The following is a 17,515-nucleotide window of genomic DNA, read 5'->3' as shown; positions in this document are numbered from 1 at the left end:
TGAGCGGGCGCCGTCTCACGGCCGGGGACGGGTACGGTGCCAGCGCGGGCGGGCGTCGTGGCCGCGGCGGCCGGCGACGGAGGCGCAGCGCGGGCACTGCCGCCGCACCCGGTCCGCCGCGCCCCCGGACTCCGGGAAGGTGTCCGGCCAGCCGACGTGGGGGAAGCGGACCAGCTGGGAGCGGCTCAGGGAGAGTCCGCACACGGTCTCGTTGCGGCCCGGCTCCCAGGCGTGCACCTCCCCGGAGGGCAGGCGGCGCCGGCCCTCCTCCTCGTCGGTCCACTGGCCGGACGCCGCGACGGCGTACTGCCTGACGCGTGCCACGGCGCGTCCCGCCGCTCAGCCGGCCGCGTGGCCGACGCGCAGCCGCACCTGCTCCTCCAGGCGCCCCAGGCTGGTCTCCAGGGCCTCGCCGACGGCCTGCTCGCCGGGGTCGTGGCTGTCGTCGAAGAACGACAGGTGCACCGTCACCTCGCTGGCCCCGCTGCCGACGCCGGCCACCTGGAGCCAGCCCGCGTAGGCGCCCTGGTCGCGGGTGCCCCATTCGAGCCGCATCTGCTCGCGCCGGGCCTGCAGCAGGGCGGAGGTGTCCTCGTCGGTGCGGTCCTCGTGCACGGTGACGGCGGGCAGGTCTTCGGCCCGCACGTGCAGGGCGTCCGGCAGCCAGCTGTCCAGCCGGCCGACGTTCGCGGCCTCGTCGAAGACCTGCTCGGGCTGTGCGGGCATCGTCCGTGAACGTTCGTACTCGGTCATCGCGGTACCGGCCTCGTCTCGGGATCGGACAGCCCACCGCGTTCCCGGCCCGGCCGACTGCAAAACTCAGGAGGCCGCCGACAGCGCCGTGATGCCCGCGTCGAAGGTGATCGGCGGTGCGAACCCGAGGTCGCGGCGGGCGGCTTCGACGCTGAACCAGTGCGGGTGCAGCAGCTCGGCGACGAGGAAGCGGCTCAGGGCGTGGGTGCGGACGAGGCCGGTCAGCCGGAGGGCGGATTCGCAGGCCGTCGCGGCGGCCCGGGCCAGTGGGCCGGGCACGGTGCACCAGGTGGCCTCGATCCCGGCCGCGCGCAGGAAGCAGGCGGCGATCTCGCGCAGCGGGCGGGGCTCGTCCTGGGTGATGAAGTAGGCGCGGCCCCCGAGGGGGCGTCCCTCCCGGAGCCCGTCCAGGGCGAGCAGGTGGGCGTGGGCGGCGGTGTGCAGATGGGTCGTGTCGACGAGGTTCCTGCCGTCGCCGGGCATCACCAGCCGGCCCGCGTGCACGGCCCGTGCCAGGGACGGGGCGAAGTGCGGGTCGCCGGGCCCCCAGATGATGTGGGGGCGCAGGGACACGGTGGCCAGGCCGGGGGAGTGGGCGGCCAGGACGAGGGCTTCCGCGTGCGCCTTGGTGCGCGGGTAGGCGGCCAGGTGCCGGTCGGGGTAGGGGCAGCGCTCGTCGGCGTTCCGCAGGCCGCCGGGCCGGAAGACGACGCTGGCGGTCGACGTGTGGACCAGCGTGCCGACCCGGTGGGCGCGGCACTGGTCGATGACGTTGCGGGTGCCGACGACGTTGGTCCGCCAGTACGGCGCGAGCGGACCGCTGACACCGGCGAGGGCGGCGTTGTGGAGGACGGCGTCGCAACCGGCGACCGCGCGGGAGACGGCGGCCGGGTCGGCCAGGTCCCCCTGGTGGTGCCGGACACCGAGCCTCTCCAGGGCGGGGCTCGGGCGGCGGCCGAGGGAGGAGACCTCGGTGCCCCGGGCGACGAGCCGGCGGCAGATCTCCTGCCCCAGGAAGCCGCTCCCGCCCGTGACCAGGACCTTCAACGTCGGCCTCCTTCGGCGTACGCGGCGAGCCGGGCACGGTCGATCTTGGAGTTGTGGCGGATGTCGGTCGGGAAGCGCGGACGGAAGAGCACGGTGCCGATGCTCCGGGCGTGCGGATGGCCGCCGAGGGCGGCGCGCAGCGCGTCCACGACCGCCTCCTGCCGCGCCCCGCGGTCCGGTTCGACGCAGAGCACCGCCCGCTGCCGCCCGGCGGAACCGACACCGACCAGGGCGGTGCGGCGGACGCCGGGCGCGGTGTCGGCGGCGGCCTCGACGTCCTCGGTGGTGAGGGTGAAGCCCGCGCCGGTCACCAGATGGGCCGTGCGGCCGAGGTACCAGAGGCGGCCGTCGTCGTCGAGGCGCCCCAGGTCGCCGGTGCGATGCCACAGGGCCCCGTCCGCGAACGACTTGGCGGCGTCCGTGGCGTCGGGGCGGGCGTGGTAGGCCGGACTGACGACCGGCCCGGCGACGGCGATCTCCCCGAGCCCCGTCCCGTCCGCGTCGAGGACCCGGGCCCTGACACCGGGCAGGGGGCGGCCCAGACAGGTGCCGGCGTGCCCCGGCGGCGGCTCGACCCGCAACGCGTCGGCGTCGATCGCGGCGACCGGCAGGCACTCCGTGGCGCCGTAGACGCTGAGGATCTCCGCCCCGGGCGGCAGGACCTTCGCCAGCATCTCGACGAGGCGGGGCCGCAGGGGCGCGCCGAAGGACAGCACGCGGCGGACCGAGGGCAGCGTCAGGCCGTGGCGGACGCAGTGCCCGGCGATCAGGGCCAGGACCGCCGGTGAGCCGAGGACGAGGGTCGCCCGGTGGCCCAGGAGGGGCCCGACGAGGTGCCCCGGGGGTGTGCGGGCCGGGGCCAGATGGTCGACCTGCGGGGCGACGGTCGTCACGCCGAGCAGCGGGCCCAGCGCGGCGAACGGCAGGAAGCAGGACAGCAGTACGTCGCCGGGCTCGGCGCGGAGCACGGCGTCCAGTGTCGCGAGCTGTCCGGCCAGGGTCGCGTGGCGGTACTCCACGCCCTTGGGCTGCCCGGTGGAGCCCGAGGTGAAGGCGATCATCGCCAGGTCGTCCGGCCGGGGCTCCGGGACGTCCGGCGCCGGGCCGCCGCCGTCCGGCACCGCCGACGGCAGGCTCTCGCCCCAGCCCAGCAAGCCCAGCAACCGGGCCCGGCCGGGGAAGGCGCGGCCGGTGACCAGGGTCGTACGGACCCGGCCGCGCCCCCAGCCCAGGGCCCGCCGCGCCACATGGGCCAGCGGGTCCCCGATGAACACGTCGGGGGCGATCTCGTCCAGGCAGCGCCGCACCTCCGCGCGCGGCTCGATCAGCACGGGGACCGCGCCGAGCGAGACCAGCGCGTAGACGGACGCCACGAGTCGGTAGGCGTCCCGGGTCATGACCACGGCCTTGTCGCCGCGCCGGACCCCGGCCGCCCGGAGCGCGTCGGCGGTGCGGCGGCAGCCGTCCAGCAGCTGGGCCGCCGTCACGTCCTCGGTGCGCAGGGCGCCGGCGCAGCGGACGAGCACGGTCGCCCGGGGGTGCTCGGTCAGCCGGGCCAGGCGGGTGAAGACGCTGCCGGGTGCGATGGTCATCGCTGTCCTCGCAGGAAGTCGCGGATGTGGACGCCGAGTTCGGCCCCGGCGTCGTCCATCACCAGATGGCCGGCGCGGGGGAAGCGGTGGACGGCGGCGTGCGGATGGCGGCGGATCCACTCGGCGAGGACCAGCGGCGTGAAGACCGGATCGCGCATGCCCCAGCCGATGAACATGGGCAGCCGTCCGAGGTCGTCCGCCCCCTCGGGCGGGGTGAGCAGCCGCCACGCCGCGTCCTCGGGGCTCCGGGGGATCGCGCGGACGAACTCCGTGATCGCCCGGCGGTTGCCGCGGCGGAGATGGGGCAGCAGGTAGGCGCGCCGCTCGGCGGCGCTGAGCCCGTGGGTGACGCCGAGCCGGACCGTGGCCCGGGCGAAGGCGTTGGTGGCGTGGACGGCGGCGGCCACCGGCCGGTGGTCCCGGATCCAGCGCAGGTAGAACGGCAGGCGGTACCCCTCGGGCCAGGGGAAGGCGATGGTGTTGAGGACCACCAGACGGGAGACCACGCCCGGGTTGCGCAGGAGCCAGGCGAAGCCGAGCGGGCCGCCCCAGTCGTGCACGACGAACGTCCAGCCCCGCGGCGGGACCCCCTCGTCACGGACCACGTGGCGGTAGAGGGCGTCCAGATGGTCCAGTTGGTGCAGGTAGCGGCCCGCCGGGTCGGACGGCGACGCCAGGTGCTGCGACAGGCCGAGGCCGGGCAGGTCCGGCGCCAGGCACCGGGCGTGCGGGACGAGCGTGGGCAGCAGCTTGCGCCACGCGTAGCTCCAGGTGGGGTTGCCGTGCAGGAACAGCAGCGGCGCGCCCGTGCCGACGTCGAGGTAGTGCTGGCCGGTCGACGGTACGAGCCGCCAGTGCTCGCGCGCCGGGTAGCCGGGCAGCAGCTCCTGCAGCACGGAGGTGCGCGTGGCGCCGGACATGCGCCGGTTGTCGGCGGTCACCAGCGGACCAGCGCCAGACCGAAGCTCATGCCGCTGGCCAGGCCGAGCATCGCCACGGTGTCGCCCGGCTCGATGCGGTCGGTCTCCCGCGCCTTGACCAGTTGCAGCGGCAGGGACGCCGCGGCGCAGTTGCCGTGCTCGGCGACGGCGGGCATGCACCGGTCGGCGGGCAGGGGCAGCTTGTCGACCATCTCCTGGTACTGCGGCATGCCGATCTGGTGGAAGGCGATGAAGGCGCTGGAGCGGACCGCCTCCAACTCCCGCTCCGCCGCCTGCCGCAGGAACGTCAGGCCCTCCACCGCGGTCGTGCGCAGCAGGTCGCCGTTGAGCCGGATCGTCAGGTGCTCGTCGTCGAACGCCCGCGGGTGCATGGAGCCGCCGCCGCTCACCGTGCAGGCGTTCCAGGCGGTGGAGTCCGCGGAGAACCGCAGGGTGAGCACCCCGGGGTCGCCGTCCCCGGCGGGCCCGGCGGTCAGGAGCAGGGCGGCGCCGGCGTCGGAGACCGTGTAGCCGGGCATGGCCCGCAGCAGGGCCTCGTGGTCGGGGACGTGCCAGCGCGTGACCATGGATCCCACCTCGCCGCAGGCGATGAGCACCGTGCGGTAGCGGCGGGTGGCGATGAACGCGGTCGCCACCTCCATGGCGTTGAGGACGCTGTTGCAGGCGTTCTTCACGTCGAACACCGGGCAGGTCGCGCCGAGTTTGGCGGCCACGAGGTGGCAGGTCGAAGGTTCGAGCATGTCGTGGCAGGTGGCGGCGAACAGCAGCAGATCGACCTGGTCGATGGTCGTCCCGGCCTCGGCGAGGGCCTTGCGGGCGGCCGAGACCGCGAGGTCCGAGGCACACACCCCCTGCTCGCAGGCGTGCACCCCGCGCACACCGGTGATGTCCTCCAGGAGGCCGGGCGGCGGGACATAGGGACTTCCGGCGGCGGCGATCCCGGCCCGGATCTCCTCCAAGGTCCGGTAGCGGGACGGCAGATGGACGGCGACGGCTGTCAAGCGGGCACGCGGAGCTTCGAGCACCGCGCCACCGTAACGGCCGGTCACGTACCGTGACCTGACGATCACTCGTGTGGTGGACGGGGATCACACCCAGGGGTGAAACGAACCTTGGCCGCCGCGCCGCCAGGGCAGTGTCTCTCCGCTCGAACCGACGAACGCTGGGCAGCAGGGGGGCAGTTCATGGCGGTGGGACGGGACGACCGGTCCGTGGCGGTGGTGGGCATCGGCTGTCGGCTGCCGGGTGGGATCACCGACCTGGACGGGCTCTGGGCGGCGCTGCGGGACGGGCGCGACCTCGTCGGGGAGATGCCGCCGGACCGGTTCCCCAAGGACCGGTTCGTCGACCCGGGGGCAGTGCGGCCGGGCCGCAGTTACACCGCCGCCGGCGGCTTCCTCGACGACATCGCCTCCTTCGACGCCGCCTACTTCGGCATCTCACCCAAGGAGGCCGCCCACCTCGACCCGCAGCAGCGGCTGCTGCTGGAGATGGCCGCCGAGGCCCTGGACGACGCCGCCCTCCCCGCGGAGGCGCTCGCCGGGTCCGACACCTGCGTGTACGTGGGCGTCTCCGACCCGGCCTACGGCACCGTCCTGTCGATGCTGGAGGACCACACCAGCCCGCACACCATGCCCGGCGCCACCCTGTCCATCGCGGCGAACCGCCTGTCGTACGCCTTCGACCTGCGCGGCCCCAGCATGGCCGTCGACACGGCCTGCTCCTCGTCCCTGGTGGCACTCGACCGCGCCTGCCGCACCCTGCGGGAGGGCACCAGCCGCGTCGCCCTGGCCGGCGGCGTCAACGTGCTGATGAACCCGTTCTCGTACGCCGGGTTCTCCTACGCCGGAATGCTGTCGCGGCGCGGCCGGTGCGCGGCCTTCTCCGCCGAGGCCGACGGCTTCGTGCGGGCCGAGGGCGGCGCCGTGCTCGTGCTGAAACGGCTGGCGGACGCGGTGGCCGACGACGACCGGATCCACGCCGTCCTCGCCGGCACCGGCAGCAACTGCGACGGCCGCACCACCGGCATGACACTGCCCAGCGCGCGAGGCCAGGAGGCGCTGCTACGGGCGGTGTGCGAGGAGGCCGGCATCGGCCCGGACGACCTGGTCTACTTCGAGGCGCACGGCACCGGCACCCCCGTCGGCGACCCCGCCGAGGCCGAAGCAGTCGGCCGCGCCCTCGGCACCCGGCGCGGCGCCGGCCCGCTGCCCATCGGCTCGGTGAAGTCCAACCTGGGCCATCTGGAGCCCGCGGCGGGCATGGCCGGACTGCTCAAGGCGATCCTGGTGCTCCGCCACCGGACCGCACCCGCCTCCCTGCATGCCCTGCCGCTCAACCCGGCCATCGACTTCGACGCCCTCGGCCTGGCCCCCACCGTCACGCCGGTCGAACTGCCCCGCACGGTACGCGCCGCGGTGGGGGTGAACTCCTTCGGCTTCGGCGGTGCCAACGCCCACGCCGTCGTCGTACCACCACCTCCCGGACCACCCGCGCCGGAGCCGGTGCACCGGCCCGTGCCGGTGGTGGTCTCCGCGCGGTCGCCCAAGGCACTGCGGGAGTTGACCACGCGCATGGCCGAACGGCTGCGCGGCGCGGCACCGGAGGAGTTCTACGACGTCGCCCGCACCAGCACGCTGCGGCGCGGCGCCCACCCGCACCGGGCCGCCGTGCTGGCCGCCGACGCACGGCAGGCCGCCGACGCGCTGGAGAACCTCTTCACCGACGCGCCGGCCGGCGGGGCCGTGACCCGCAGGGCCGAGCGGGGCGCCGTGGCGTTCGTCTACTCCGGCAACGCCTCCCAGTGGCCGGGGATGGCCGCCGACCTGATGACGGGCGAGGCCGTCTTCCGCGCCGCCGTGGAGGAGGCCGACGCCGCGCTGGCCCCGCACCTGGGCTGGTCCGTGGCGAAGGAGTTGGAGCGCCCCACCGCGGCACGCTGGGCGCGGACCGAGATCGCCCAGCCGGTGCTGTTCGCCGTGCAGACGGGCCTGACCGCACTCCTGGCCGCGCAGGGACTGCGCCCCGCCGCGGTCGCCGGGCACAGCGTCGGCGAGGTGGCCGCCGCCCACGCGGCCGGGGCGCTGACCCTGGAGCAGGCTGCGCTGGTGCTGGCCCAGCGCAGCCGCGCCCAGGCCGCCACCGCGGGCCGGGGCCGCATGGCCGCCGTCGGGCTGGCCGAGGACGCGGCCCGCGCGGAACTGGCGCGCTTCGACGGCGTGTTGGAGATCGCCGGGATCAACAGCGACCGCGACGTCACCGTGGCCGGCGCCCCCGACGCGCTGACCGCCCTCGGCGCCGACCTCACGGCTCGGGACGTCTTCTTCCGCGAGCTGGACCTGGACTACGCCTTCCACAGCCGCGCCATGGATCCCATCGAGGAACCCCTGTGCGCCGCCCTCGCCGGCCTGACCCCCGGCACGGCACGGGTGCCGTTCGTCTCCACCGTCACCGCGACCCCGCTGACCGGCCCGGAACTCGACGCGGCGTACTGGTGGCGCAACGTGCGCGAACCCGTCCGCTTCGCCGAGGCCATGGCACGGCTCGCGGACGAGGGCGTCGGCATCGTCGTGGAGATCGGGCCGCACCCGGTCCTGCGCCCGTACCTGCGCCGAACCGGCCTGACGTACGTGCCGACCCTGCACCGGGAGGGGAACGGGCCGCGCGAGGCCACGGCCGCCGTCGCCGCCCTGCTCGCGGCCGGCGCCGACGTGGACTGGCAGACGCACTTCCCGCACCCCGGCCGGGTCGCCGACCTGCCCGCCTACCCCTGGCAGCGCGACCGGCACTGGCACAGCACCCCGCAGGACCTCGTCCTGCACACCAGCGGCACCGGAGTGCTCGACCACCCCCTGCTCGGCGAACGCCTGCCCGCCCCCCACCCCCTGTGGCACGGCGGCGTCGAACCCCAGCTCGTGCCCTGGCTGGGCGACCACCGGATCGGCGGCGACGTGCTGATGCCCGCCGCCGCGTACGTGGAGATGGCCGTCACGGCCGGACTGCGGGCGCTGGACCGCCCGGTGGAGGTGCGGCACCTGGAGATCTCCCGCCCCTTCGCGATCGCGTGGCCCGACCCTGCGGGAGCCGCGCTCCAGACCGCCGTCACCCCGGCCGACGGCACCCTCACCATCAGCAGCCGGGACACCCGCGGCACCGAGGTCCAGCCGGTCGTCCGCGCCCAGGTACGCACCCGGCTGGGCACCGCCCCCGCCCCGCTGGACGTCGCCGCGCTCAAGGCCCGCTGCCCCCGCGCCCTCACCGGCCCCGACTACTACGAGCACTGCCACCGCGTCGGACTGGACCTCGGACCCGGGTTCCGGCTCCTGCGCACCCTGGACGTCGGCGACGGCGAACTCCTCGCGTGGTACCGGCTCGACCACCCGGCCGACGGCTACACGGTCCACCCCGTCCTGCTGGACGGCCCCCTGCAGGCCACCGTCGCCCTGGCCGACCAGCCGACCCGGGAGGCCGCGAGCTACCTGCCCTCGGCCTTCGGAGCCGTACGGGTCTGGCGCACCCCCGCCCAGGAGGGCGTCGTCCACCTGCGGCGCCGCAGCCGCAGCGCCAACGAGATCTGCTGGGACATCACCTACGCCGACCTCGACGGCACCGTCAGCGCCCAGATCGACAAGTGCCGCACCCGGCGCGCCCGCATCTCGGACCACGCCCCACTGACCGTCCAGCACACCGTCCTGCGCGCGGCCCCGCACCCCTCGACGCCCGCCCCGCCGTCCCCGCTGCCCCCTCCCGCCGAACTGGCGGAGGCCGCCCGAGGCCGTATCGCCGCCGCCCGCGCCGCCTGGGAGGACAGCGGCCACGCGGCGTTCACCGCCGCCGCCGAACGAGCCGGCGCGACCTGCTGGGCAGCGGCCCTGCGCGACCTGGCGCCCCGCCCCGACGCGCCGTTCACCATGGCGGACCTGGTCGCCCGGGGCCTGGCACCGCGTCACCGCAGGCTGGTGCGCCTGATGCTGCCCCTGCTGGCCGAACACCACCGGGCGCGGGCCGACGGGGAGACGTGGCGGCTCACCGACGTCACGGCCCGCCCCGAGGAGTCGCTGCGGAGCCTGGTGGCGGAGCACCCGCGGTTCGGTCCCGTCGCGCTGCTGATCAACAGCCAGCTGCGGCAGCTGCCCGAGGTGCTGCGCGGCGGCGTCGACCCCCGCGACCTGCTGACCGTCGGCGAGAACTTCCTCGAACAGTGGCAGGAGACCGCACCCGCCCACCGCTTCACCCACCGCGTGGTGCAGGCACTGCTCGACCGGATCGTCCACGGCTGGCCCGCCGACCGCCCGCTCCGCGTCCTGGAAGTGGGCGCGACCAGCACGGCCCTGACCGCCGCCGTGCTGCCCCTGCTCCCGGCCGACCGCACCCACTACACCTGCACCGCCCCGTCCAACGCCCCCTTCGCCCGTTCCCGGCACCGCTTCGCCGCCTGCCGCTTCATCGAGTACCGCACCCTCGACCCGGACGCCGATCCGGCCGTCCAGGGCTTCGCCCCGGCGAGCTTCGACCTCGTCCTGGCCGGTGACGCCCTGCACGCCACCGCCGACCTGGCCGCCACGCTGGGCCACGTCCGCACGCTCCTCGCCCCCGGCGGCCACCTGCTGGCCACCGAGCGGCACCACGAGCGGCTCGACGCCCTGCTCCTGGGCGGGCTGGAGTCCTGGTGGAAACGCGGTGACCGGGCCCTGCGCCCCACCACCCGGCTGCTGCCCCGCGACGCGTGGACGCCCCTGCTGGAGCGGTGCGGATTCACCGACCCCTGGCAGACCGGGCCCGCAGACCACTCGGTCGTGGCAGCCGCCGCACCGGCCGCACCGGTCGCACCGGCCGCTCCGACCGCCCTGCCTGGACCAGCGCCGGACACGGCCTGGATCGTCGCCACGGAGACCGACGCCGAGACCCCGACCGCGCGCGAACTGGCCGCCCTGCTCGGCCCGGCGACGGTCCTGACCGCGCCCGCCGACGCCGGCGCGTGGACGGCGGCCCTGCCCGCCGAGGTCACGCCCCGCATCGTCCTGCTGCTCGCCGAGGCCGACCCGCGGCGGCTCGTCGTCCGGACCACCCACCGCGCGGCCGTCCTGCGCGCCCTGGCCGCCGCCTGCCGCACCCGCCCCGAGGAGCGCGCGCCCCAGGTCTGGCTGGTCACGCGCCCCACCGGCCTGTTTCCCGCCCCGGAACGCCCCGCGCACCCCGAGGACGCCGCCGTCTGGGGCGTCGCCCGCACCCTCGCCAACGAACAACCCGGACTCGGACTGCGGCGCGTCTCCCTCGACCGCACCGCGGACCCGGCCGCCGACGCCCGGCGGCTCGCCGTGGAACTGCTCACCCCGGGCCACTCCCCGGACGGCACCGACGGCGCGGACGAGGACGAGGTCGTCCTCACACCGGCCGGCCGCTTCACCCCCCGGCACGTCGAGCACCCGGCCGACGAGCCTCCCGCCGTCCCCACCGGCGCCCCCTACGTCCTGGAGGCACGCGACCCCGGCCCGGCCCGCCGCCTGGTCTGGCGGGAGACGGCCGTCCCGGAACCCGGCCCCGGGGAAGTCGCACTCGAGATGCGCGCGGTCGCGCTGAACTACCGCGACCCCCTGCGCGCCAACGGCCTGCTGCCGCCCGAGGCCGTGGAGGACAGCCCCCTCAGCCAGGGACTCGGCACCGACGGGGCCGGGATCGTGTGCGCCGTCGGACCCGGAGTCACCGACTTCGCGGTCGGCGACCGGGTGTGCGGTGCCGTCCCCGCGGCCCTCGCCTCCCACGGCGTCACCTCCGCCCACACCCTGATGAAGATCCCCGACGACATGAGCCACGCCGAGGCGGCGACCTTCCCCGTCGCCTTCCTGACCGTCCACCACGCCCTGGTCGCGCAGGCACACCTGGCGGCCGGGGAGACGGTGCTCGTGCACGGCGGCGCCGGAGCCGTGGGCCTGGCCGCACTGCAGTGCGCCCACGCCCGGGGTGCCCGCGTCATCGCCACCGCCGGCACCGAGACCAAGCGGAACCTGCTGCGCAGCCTCGGGGCCTGGCACGTCCTGGACTCGCGCAGCCTGGACTTCGTCCCCCGCGTCCGCGAACTCACCGAGGGGCGGGGCGTCGACGTCGTCGTCAACTCCCTCAGCGGCGAGGCGATCGCCCACGGCCTGGACCTGCTGCGCCCCAACGGCCGCTTCGTCGAACTGGGGAAACGGGACATCTACCTCAACAACACGCTGCCGCTGCGCCCCTTCGACCGCAGCCTGACCTTCATCGGCTTCAACCTCGACCACGTGGTCCTGGACCGGGCACGCGGCGCCCGCCTCGTCACGGACCTCGTCTCCCACATCGACCGCGGCGTCTACCGGCCGCTGCCGCACACGGTCTACCCGGCCGCCCGGGTGGAGGAGGCCTTCCAGGTCCTCCAGCACTCCCGGCACATCGGCAAGGTCGTCGTCTCCTTCGAGGACCCGCTGGACGAGCCCGTCCCCGTCCGGCCCGCACCCCACCAGCCCGCCCTGGACGCCGACGGCACCTACCTCGTGACCGGCGGCGCGAGCGGCTTCGGCGCCGCCACCGCACGGTGGCTGGCCGACCACGGCGCCCGGCACCTGGCACTGGTCTCCCGCCGCGGGCGGGCCACCCCCGAAGCACCGGCCCTGCTGGAGGAACTGGCCCGGCGCGGCGTCCACGCCACCGCGTACGCCGCCGACGTCACCGACGAGGCGGCGCTGCGCCGGGTCGTCGACGCGGTCGACGCCACCGGAAACCGGCTGCGCGGCGTCGTCCACGCCGCGATGCACCTCGACGACGCGCCCCTCGCGGACCTCACCGACGACCGGTTCACCGCCGTCCTCGCCCCCAAGGCCGACGGCGCGGCCCGGCTCCACCGCCTCACCGCGGACCACGAACTCGACCTGTTCCTCACCTACTCCTCCATCGCCGCCGCCGTCGGCAACGCCGGCCAGGCCCCCTACGCGGCCGGCAACGCCTACCTGGAGGCCCAGGCCCGCGCCCGCCGCGCCCAGGGGCGGCCGGCCACGGCCCTCGCCTTCGGCCCGATCGGCGAGACCGGATACGTCGCCCGGCACGCCATCGGCGACGCCATGGCCGAACGGGGCTTCCAGCCCCTCTCCGTCGCCGAGGCCCTCGCCACCGCCGGCGGCCTGCTGCGGCAGGGCACCGACGTGGCGGGCATCGGCCGCTACCGCTGGAGCCGCGCCCGCCGCCTGCTGCCCGCCCTGGCCACGGCCCGGTTCACCGGCATGGTGCCGGCGGACGCCGCCCCCGACCCTGAGGGCCGCGCGGACCTGCTGCGGGAACTGTCCGCCCTGACACCCGACGACGCCCGGGCCGCCATCACCCGGACCCTGACCCGGCTGCTCGCCGCCGTCCTGCACAGCGACCCCGAGGAACTGGACCCGGCCCGGCCGGTGACCGAGTTCGGCCTCGACTCGCTGCTGATCACCGAGTTCCTGGTGCGGGCCGGCGAGCACTTCGACGTCCGCCTCGCCGCCGCCGAGCTGATGAGCAGCGACCGGACGCTGAACCACCTCGCGCACCTGGTGCACACCCGCCTGGAGCTGACGTGACGCCAGGGCCTTCCGGGGGCCGCCTCCCCAGGCGGGGAGACGGCCCCCGGACCCGCGCTACAGCACCTCGGCCCGCCCGGCGGTGTCGTCGAGGAACCCGCCCGACTGGTGTTCCCAGAGCCTCGCGTAGGCCCCGTCGAGCGCGAGCAGCTCCTGGTGCGTGCCCTGCTCGACGATCCGGCCGCGGTCGAGGACGACCAACTGGTCCATGCCGGCCACCGTGCTCAGCCGGTGCGCCACCACCAGCGCGGTCCGCCCCTCCATGAGCCGCCACAGCGCCTCCTGGACGAGCAGCTCGCTCTCGGAGTCCAGCGCGCTGGTCGCCTCGTCGAGCAGCAGGATCGGCGCGTCCCGCAGGATCGCCCGGGCGAGCGCAACCCGCTGGCGCTGACCCCCGGACAGCTTGACGCCCCGCTCGCCCACCATGGTGTCGAAGCCGTCCGGCAGCGCGTCGGCGAACTCCGTGACGTGCGCCGCCTCGGCCGCCCGCCGGATCTCGGCGTCGCCGGCGTCCGGCCGGGCGAACGCGATGTTCTCCCGCAGGGTGCGGTGGAACATCGCCGGATCCTGTGGCACGTAGGCGATCTGACCGCGCAGGTCGGCCTGGCGCAGCCGGCTGATGTCCTGGCCGCCGACCAGGATGCGGCCGCCGTCGATGTCCGTCATCCGCAGCAGCAGCCGGGTCAGCGAGGTCTTGCCGCCGCCGGACCGGCCGACGAGGCCGACCTTCGCCCCGCTCGGCACGGTCAGGTCGAGCCCGTCGAACAGCGGCCGGCCACCCCGGTGCGCGAACCTCACCTTCTCGAAGCGGACATCGGCGGCCCGGGGCCGCAGCGGCTCCGGTGCCGGCGGGTCGAGCACCGTCGGCGGCGTCAGGAGCAGCTCCGTGAACTGCGCCGCCTCCGTCATCGAGCTCTCCAGCCGGCGGTAGATCTGGTTGAACTCGAACATGATCCGGGTCGCGTTGTTGTAGTAGGCGAAGGCGACCACGATCGCCTCCACGCCGTGCGCGCCCCCGCCGAGCATGACCGCCAGCAGCAGACCCATGGCGTTGGTGAGCACGGACATCGGCGCGACCAGGGTGTCGATGCGCAGATTGCCGTAGTCCCACGACCGCACGGTGAGCCGGCGCGACATCGCGACCCGGGCCCGGTGCTCGGCGGCCTCGCGCTCCTCCGCCGCGAACGCCCGGACCGTGTCCATGTTCATCAGGCTGTCGGCGACATGGCCCGACACCCGGGCGATCGCCTCCTCACGCTGGTCGACGAGGACCTGGCGGCGCCGGATGAGGGGCACCACCAGCACCGCCGTCAGCGTGATCATCACCAGCAGGCCGACGACGAGCAGCGGTTCGTAGCGCCACAGCACCACCGCGCCGAACGCCAGCGGCACGAAGCTGCCCACGATCTGGAAGGTCACCGTGTCGACGAACTGCTCGAAGCGGGAGGCGAAGCTGAGGACCCGCTTGGTCAGCGAACCGGCGAAGTTGTCGTGGAAGAACGCGGCGTCCTTGGCGAACAGCTCGTCCATCCCGATCACGTACAGGTGCTCGATGCCGAGGGCGTCGAGCCGGTTGAGGCAGTGCAGGGCGACGCGCCACAGTGCCTCCGCGAGCAGCAGGACACCGGCGAAGCCGAGCACGTACGGCAGTGCCGAGGCGACGGTGAGGTCCTCATCACCGGCGATGTCGCCGACGAGCTTGGCGACGATCAGCGGCGCGACGTAGTTGATTCCGATGTTGCCCAGCGCCGAGAGCAGCATCGCGGGAGCCGTCCACCGGCGCAGCCGGGTCAACTCCCGTCCGTAGTAGCGAAGTGCGAGGAGTACCGAGCGCCTGCCCGGCTGAACCCTGCGTGTTCCAGGCGTTTCCATCCCACCCCTGTGTCGTCCTGTGGCCCGCCGCCACGCGCGGTGTGCGGGCAGGGGCCATCACCGCAACGGATGTGTGGATTTCGGTTCGAGTCCGGAAGTGTCCCGCGACCGCGACCGCGCAGTCCAAGTGTTTTCCGGCCCGGCGGTGGTGTCCGGGGAGCGCCAAGAGGCACGGTGGGCGGACTCAGGACGCGGGGTCGCTGTACGGGCGCAGGGTGAAGACCTGATCGAGACCGACGAGGGTGAGGACCCGCAGCAGGTTCGCCGGTACGGCGGCGAGGACGGCGTCGGCCTCGGCGGCCAGGGCGTGCTGGCGGGCGGCGAGGAGGGCGGTGATGCCGGAGGAGTCGCAGAACTCCAGCCCGGACAGGTCGAGGACCAGGCACTGTCCCGGCGCGAGGGGCAGAAGGCCGATCCGGCGGCGCAGTTCGGGGGCCTGGTCGAAGTCCAGGTCGCCGGCCACGCGCAGGACGGGGCCGGTCGCGGTGGAGCGGTGGTCGATGGTCAGCGGTTTCATGAGGTGGGGCTCGTGGTCGGGCGGGTCGGGGACGGGGCGGCGGGGACGCCGAGGGCGAGCAGGGCGGTGTCGTCGTCCAGACCCTCACCGAAGCTCTCCAGCAGCCCGGTCAGCGCGGTGATCACCTCGCGTGGTCCGGCGGGGGCGTGACCGGCGCCGAAGGCGCGCAGGGCGTCCTCGCCGTACAGGTCGTCGCGGCCGGGGCCGGTGCGGGCCTCGGTGAGGCCGTCGGTGTACAGCACCAGCGTGTCGCCGGGGGCCAGCACGGTCTCCGCCGTGCCGATCGGCGCGCCGGGCAGGATGCCGACGAGCAGGCCGCCGGGGGTGGGCAGGTACTCGGCGCTGCCGTCGGACCGCAGGACGAGCGCCGGCGGGTGGCCGCCGGAGGCGATGCGCACGGTCACGGACCCGTGCTCGCCGCCGGGCTCGACGACGCCGATGACGCAGGTGCAGTACCGCGGGTCGCCGCCGGCGGTGTACCGGTCGTGCAGCACGGCGTTCAGCGTGGCCAGGGCCGAGGCGGGCTCCGGATCGTGGTGGGCGGCGGCCCGGAGGGTGTAGCGGGTCAGCGAGGTGAGGGAGGCGGCCTCGGGGCCCTTGCCGCACACGTCGCCGAGGAAGAACGCCCAGCGGCCGCCGGCGACGGGGAACAGGTCGTAGAAGTCGCCGCCGAGCTGGTCGGGCGCGGCCGTGTGGTAGTGCACGGCCGTCTCCAGGCCCGGCACGGCGGGCAGCGAGTCCGGCACGAGGGACTGCTGCAGGACGGCGAGCGCGGCGGCCAGCCGGGTCCGGTCGGCCTCGGCCTGCCGCCTGGCCTCGTCCGCCTCGGCATGGGCCCGCTCGGCCTCGGCACGGGCCCGTTCCGCTTCCGCCCGGGCGCGTTCGGCCTCGACGCGGGCCTGCTCCGCCTCGACGCGGGCCTGCTCGGCCTCGGCTCGGACCCGCTCGGCCTCCTTGCGGCGCCGCAGCAGTTCCTCCTCGTAGGAGCGGCGGTCGGAGGCGTCGAAGACGGTGGTACGGATCAGCAGCGGCTCGCCGCCGGTGCCGTGCTTGACCACGGCCGAGACCAGCACGGGCAGCCGGCCGCCGCCCTGCCTCCGCATCTCCAGGGCGACACCGCGCAGCTCGCCCTGCATGCGCAGCAGCGGCGCGAAGTGCGTCTCGTGGTACAGCCTCCCGCCGACGGTGAGCAGGTCCGCGAAGCGCCTGTGGCCCACCACGGCCTCGCGCTCCAGGCCGAGCCAGTCCAGCAGCGTCGCGTTGATCTTGGCGATGGTGCCGTCCATCATCGTGGACAGATAGCCGCACGGCGCCGACTCGTACAGGTCCTCCGCGCTGTCCTCCAGCAGCGCGGTGAACGCCGCGTCCATGCCGGCCCCGTTCCCCGCGGGGTCCGGCACCCCGCCGGCGCGACACATCACTGCCGTGACTCCAGGAAGTCGAGGATCGCCTCGGCGGTGGCCTCCGGCGCGCTCAGCTGCGGGCAGTGCCCCGTGGCGGCGAGCGTGACCAGGTGGGAGGACGGGATCGCCGCGTGCACGTAGGCGCCGACCTCGCGGGGCGCGATGGCGTCCTGCTCGCACTCCAGCACCAGGGTCGGCACGGACACGCTCTTGAGGTCCTCGCGGCTGTCGGTGAGGAAGGTCGTGCGGGCGAAGACCCGGGCGATGTCGGGGTCCGTGGCGCAGAAGCTGTTGGTCAGCTCCCGGCCCAGCTCCGGCCGCTCCGGATTGCCCATGATCACCGGGGCCATCGCGGACGACCAGCCCAGGTAGTTCGCCTCCAGGGAGTCCAGCAGTTCGTCGATGTCCGCCGTGCTGAAGCCGCCGCGGTAGCCCTCGTCGTCGATGTAGCAGGGCGAGGGCGTCACCATCACGAGCGCCCCGATCCGCTCGGGCGCGGCCTGCGCCGCCAGCACCCCGACCATGGCGCTGACCGAGTGCCCCACGAACACCGCCTGCCGCACATCCAGCTCCTCGCACACGTCGACGACGTCCGCGGCGTAGCCGTGCAGCGAGGCGTACCGCTCCTCGCTCCACGCCGACAGGTCCGAGCCGCCGGAGCCGACGTAGTCGAACAGCACGACCCGGTACCGCTCCGCCAGCGCGGGCACCACCAGGCGCCACATGTTCTGGTCGCAGCCGAACCCGTGGGCCAGCAGCAGCACCGGTGCGTCGTCGCGACCGGTGACGTTGACGTTGTTCCGGCGGCGGATGTCCATGCCCC

Annotated in this window: 11 protein-coding genes; 1 reads left to right on the top strand and 10 read right to left on the bottom strand. The window is 75.1% G+C overall.

Annotated elements, in window-relative coordinates:
• Positions 1-15: 15 nt before the first annotated feature.
• The 6 genes from ACSUPV_RS02710 to ACSUPV_RS02685 form a co-directional block, all read right to left on the bottom strand.
• Positions 16-324, bottom strand: coding sequence for a hypothetical protein (locus tag ACSUPV_RS02710; RefSeq protein ID WP_359794216.1), 309 nt, complete (start codon positions 322-324; stop codon positions 16-18).
• 15 nt (positions 325-339) lie between these two features.
• Positions 340-753 carry an SRPBCC family protein gene (locus ACSUPV_RS02705; RefSeq protein WP_031117640.1) on the bottom strand — a complete coding sequence of 138 codons (414 nt, stop codon included), beginning with the start codon at positions 751-753 and terminating at the stop codon, positions 340-342.
• Positions 754-819: 66 nt separating this feature from the next.
• Positions 820-1,800, bottom strand: a complete 981-nt coding sequence (locus ACSUPV_RS02700) for an NAD-dependent epimerase/dehydratase family protein (RefSeq protein WP_436946831.1) — start codon at positions 1,798-1,800, stop codon at positions 820-822.
• Positions 1,797-3,392 carry an AMP-binding protein gene (locus ACSUPV_RS02695; protein ID WP_436946830.1) on the bottom strand — a complete coding sequence of 532 codons (1,596 nt, stop codon included), beginning with the start codon at positions 3,390-3,392 and terminating at the stop codon, positions 1,797-1,799. Before ACSUPV_RS02695 ends, ACSUPV_RS02700 begins: the two co-directional genes overlap by 4 nt.
• On the bottom strand, positions 3,389-4,312 hold the full coding sequence (locus ACSUPV_RS02690) for an alpha/beta fold hydrolase (RefSeq protein WP_031117643.1): 924 nt from the start codon (positions 4,310-4,312) through the stop codon (positions 3,389-3,391). The genes ACSUPV_RS02695 and ACSUPV_RS02690 overlap by 4 nt, the downstream gene beginning before the upstream one ends.
• 17 nt (positions 4,313-4,329) lie before the next feature.
• Positions 4,330-5,358 carry a 3-oxoacyl-ACP synthase III family protein gene (locus ACSUPV_RS02685; RefSeq protein ID WP_031117644.1) on the bottom strand — a complete coding sequence of 343 codons (1,029 nt, stop codon included), beginning with the start codon at positions 5,356-5,358 and terminating at the stop codon, positions 4,330-4,332.
• A 159-nt stretch (positions 5,359-5,517) separates the two neighbouring features.
• Between ACSUPV_RS02685 and ACSUPV_RS02680 the strand changes: the two genes are divergently transcribed.
• The gene (locus ACSUPV_RS02680; protein WP_436946829.1) at positions 5,518-12,900 is read left to right on the top strand and encodes an SDR family NAD(P)-dependent oxidoreductase; all 7,383 of its coding nucleotides are present in this window, start codon (positions 5,518-5,520) and stop codon (positions 12,898-12,900) included.
• A gap of 57 nt (positions 12,901-12,957) precedes the next feature.
• On the opposite strand, the gene ACSUPV_RS02675 is transcribed toward ACSUPV_RS02680, so the two are convergent.
• The 4 genes from ACSUPV_RS02675 to ACSUPV_RS02660 form a co-directional block, all read right to left on the bottom strand.
• Complete coding sequence (locus ACSUPV_RS02675) at positions 12,958-14,772, bottom strand: ABC transporter ATP-binding protein (protein ID WP_078650899.1); 1,815 nt, start codon at positions 14,770-14,772, stop codon at positions 12,958-12,960.
• 184 nt (positions 14,773-14,956) lie between these two features.
• Positions 14,957-15,289 carry an STAS domain-containing protein gene (locus ACSUPV_RS02670; RefSeq protein ID WP_031117649.1) on the bottom strand — a complete coding sequence of 111 codons (333 nt, stop codon included), beginning with the start codon at positions 15,287-15,289 and terminating at the stop codon, positions 14,957-14,959.
• The gene (locus ACSUPV_RS02665; protein WP_037764367.1) at positions 15,286-16,707 is read right to left on the bottom strand and encodes a PP2C family protein-serine/threonine phosphatase; all 1,422 of its coding nucleotides are present in this window, start codon (positions 16,705-16,707) and stop codon (positions 15,286-15,288) included. Before ACSUPV_RS02665 ends, ACSUPV_RS02670 begins: the two co-directional genes overlap by 4 nt.
• Positions 16,707-17,510, bottom strand: a complete 804-nt coding sequence (locus ACSUPV_RS02660) for an alpha/beta fold hydrolase (protein WP_031117652.1) — start codon at positions 17,508-17,510, stop codon at positions 16,707-16,709. The genes ACSUPV_RS02665 and ACSUPV_RS02660 overlap by 1 nt, the downstream gene beginning before the upstream one ends.
• Between the last annotated feature and the right edge of the window lie 5 nt (positions 17,511-17,515).

The sequence above is a fragment of the Streptomyces sp. SudanB52_2052 genome (assembly GCF_964272415.1).
GTDB classification, from domain to species: domain Bacteria; phylum Actinomycetota; class Actinomycetes; order Streptomycetales; family Streptomycetaceae; genus Streptomyces; species Streptomyces olindensis.
Note: the sequence above shows the minus strand (reverse complement) of the source record. Positions and strands in the feature narration are given on the sequence as shown.

Coding starts and splice junctions, on each gene's coding strand:
- ACSUPV_RS02705 (WP_031117640.1), bottom strand. CDS start 753: ATGACCGAGTACGAACGTTCACGGACGATGCCCGCACAGCCCGAGCAG.
- ACSUPV_RS02695 (WP_436946830.1), bottom strand. CDS start 3,392: ATGACCATCGCACCCGGCAGCGTCTTCACCCGCCTGGCCCGGCTGACC.
- ACSUPV_RS02690 (WP_031117643.1), bottom strand. CDS start 4,312: ATGTCCGGCGCCACGCGCACCTCCGTGCTGCAGGAGCTGCTGCCCGGC.
- ACSUPV_RS02680 (WP_436946829.1), top strand. CDS start 5,518: ATGGCGGTGGGACGGGACGACCGGTCCGTGGCGGTGGTGGGCATCGGC.
- ACSUPV_RS02675 (WP_078650899.1), bottom strand. CDS start 14,772: ATGGAAACGCCTGGAACACGCAGGGTTCAGCCGGGCAGGCGCTCGGTA.
- ACSUPV_RS02670 (WP_031117649.1), bottom strand. CDS start 15,289: ATGAAACCGCTGACCATCGACCACCGCTCCACCGCGACCGGCCCCGTC.
- ACSUPV_RS02665 (WP_037764367.1), bottom strand. CDS start 16,707: ATGTGTCGCGCCGGCGGGGTGCCGGACCCCGCGGGGAACGGGGCCGGC.
- ACSUPV_RS02660 (WP_031117652.1), bottom strand. CDS start 17,510: ATGGACATCCGCCGCCGGAACAACGTCAACGTCACCGGTCGCGACGAC.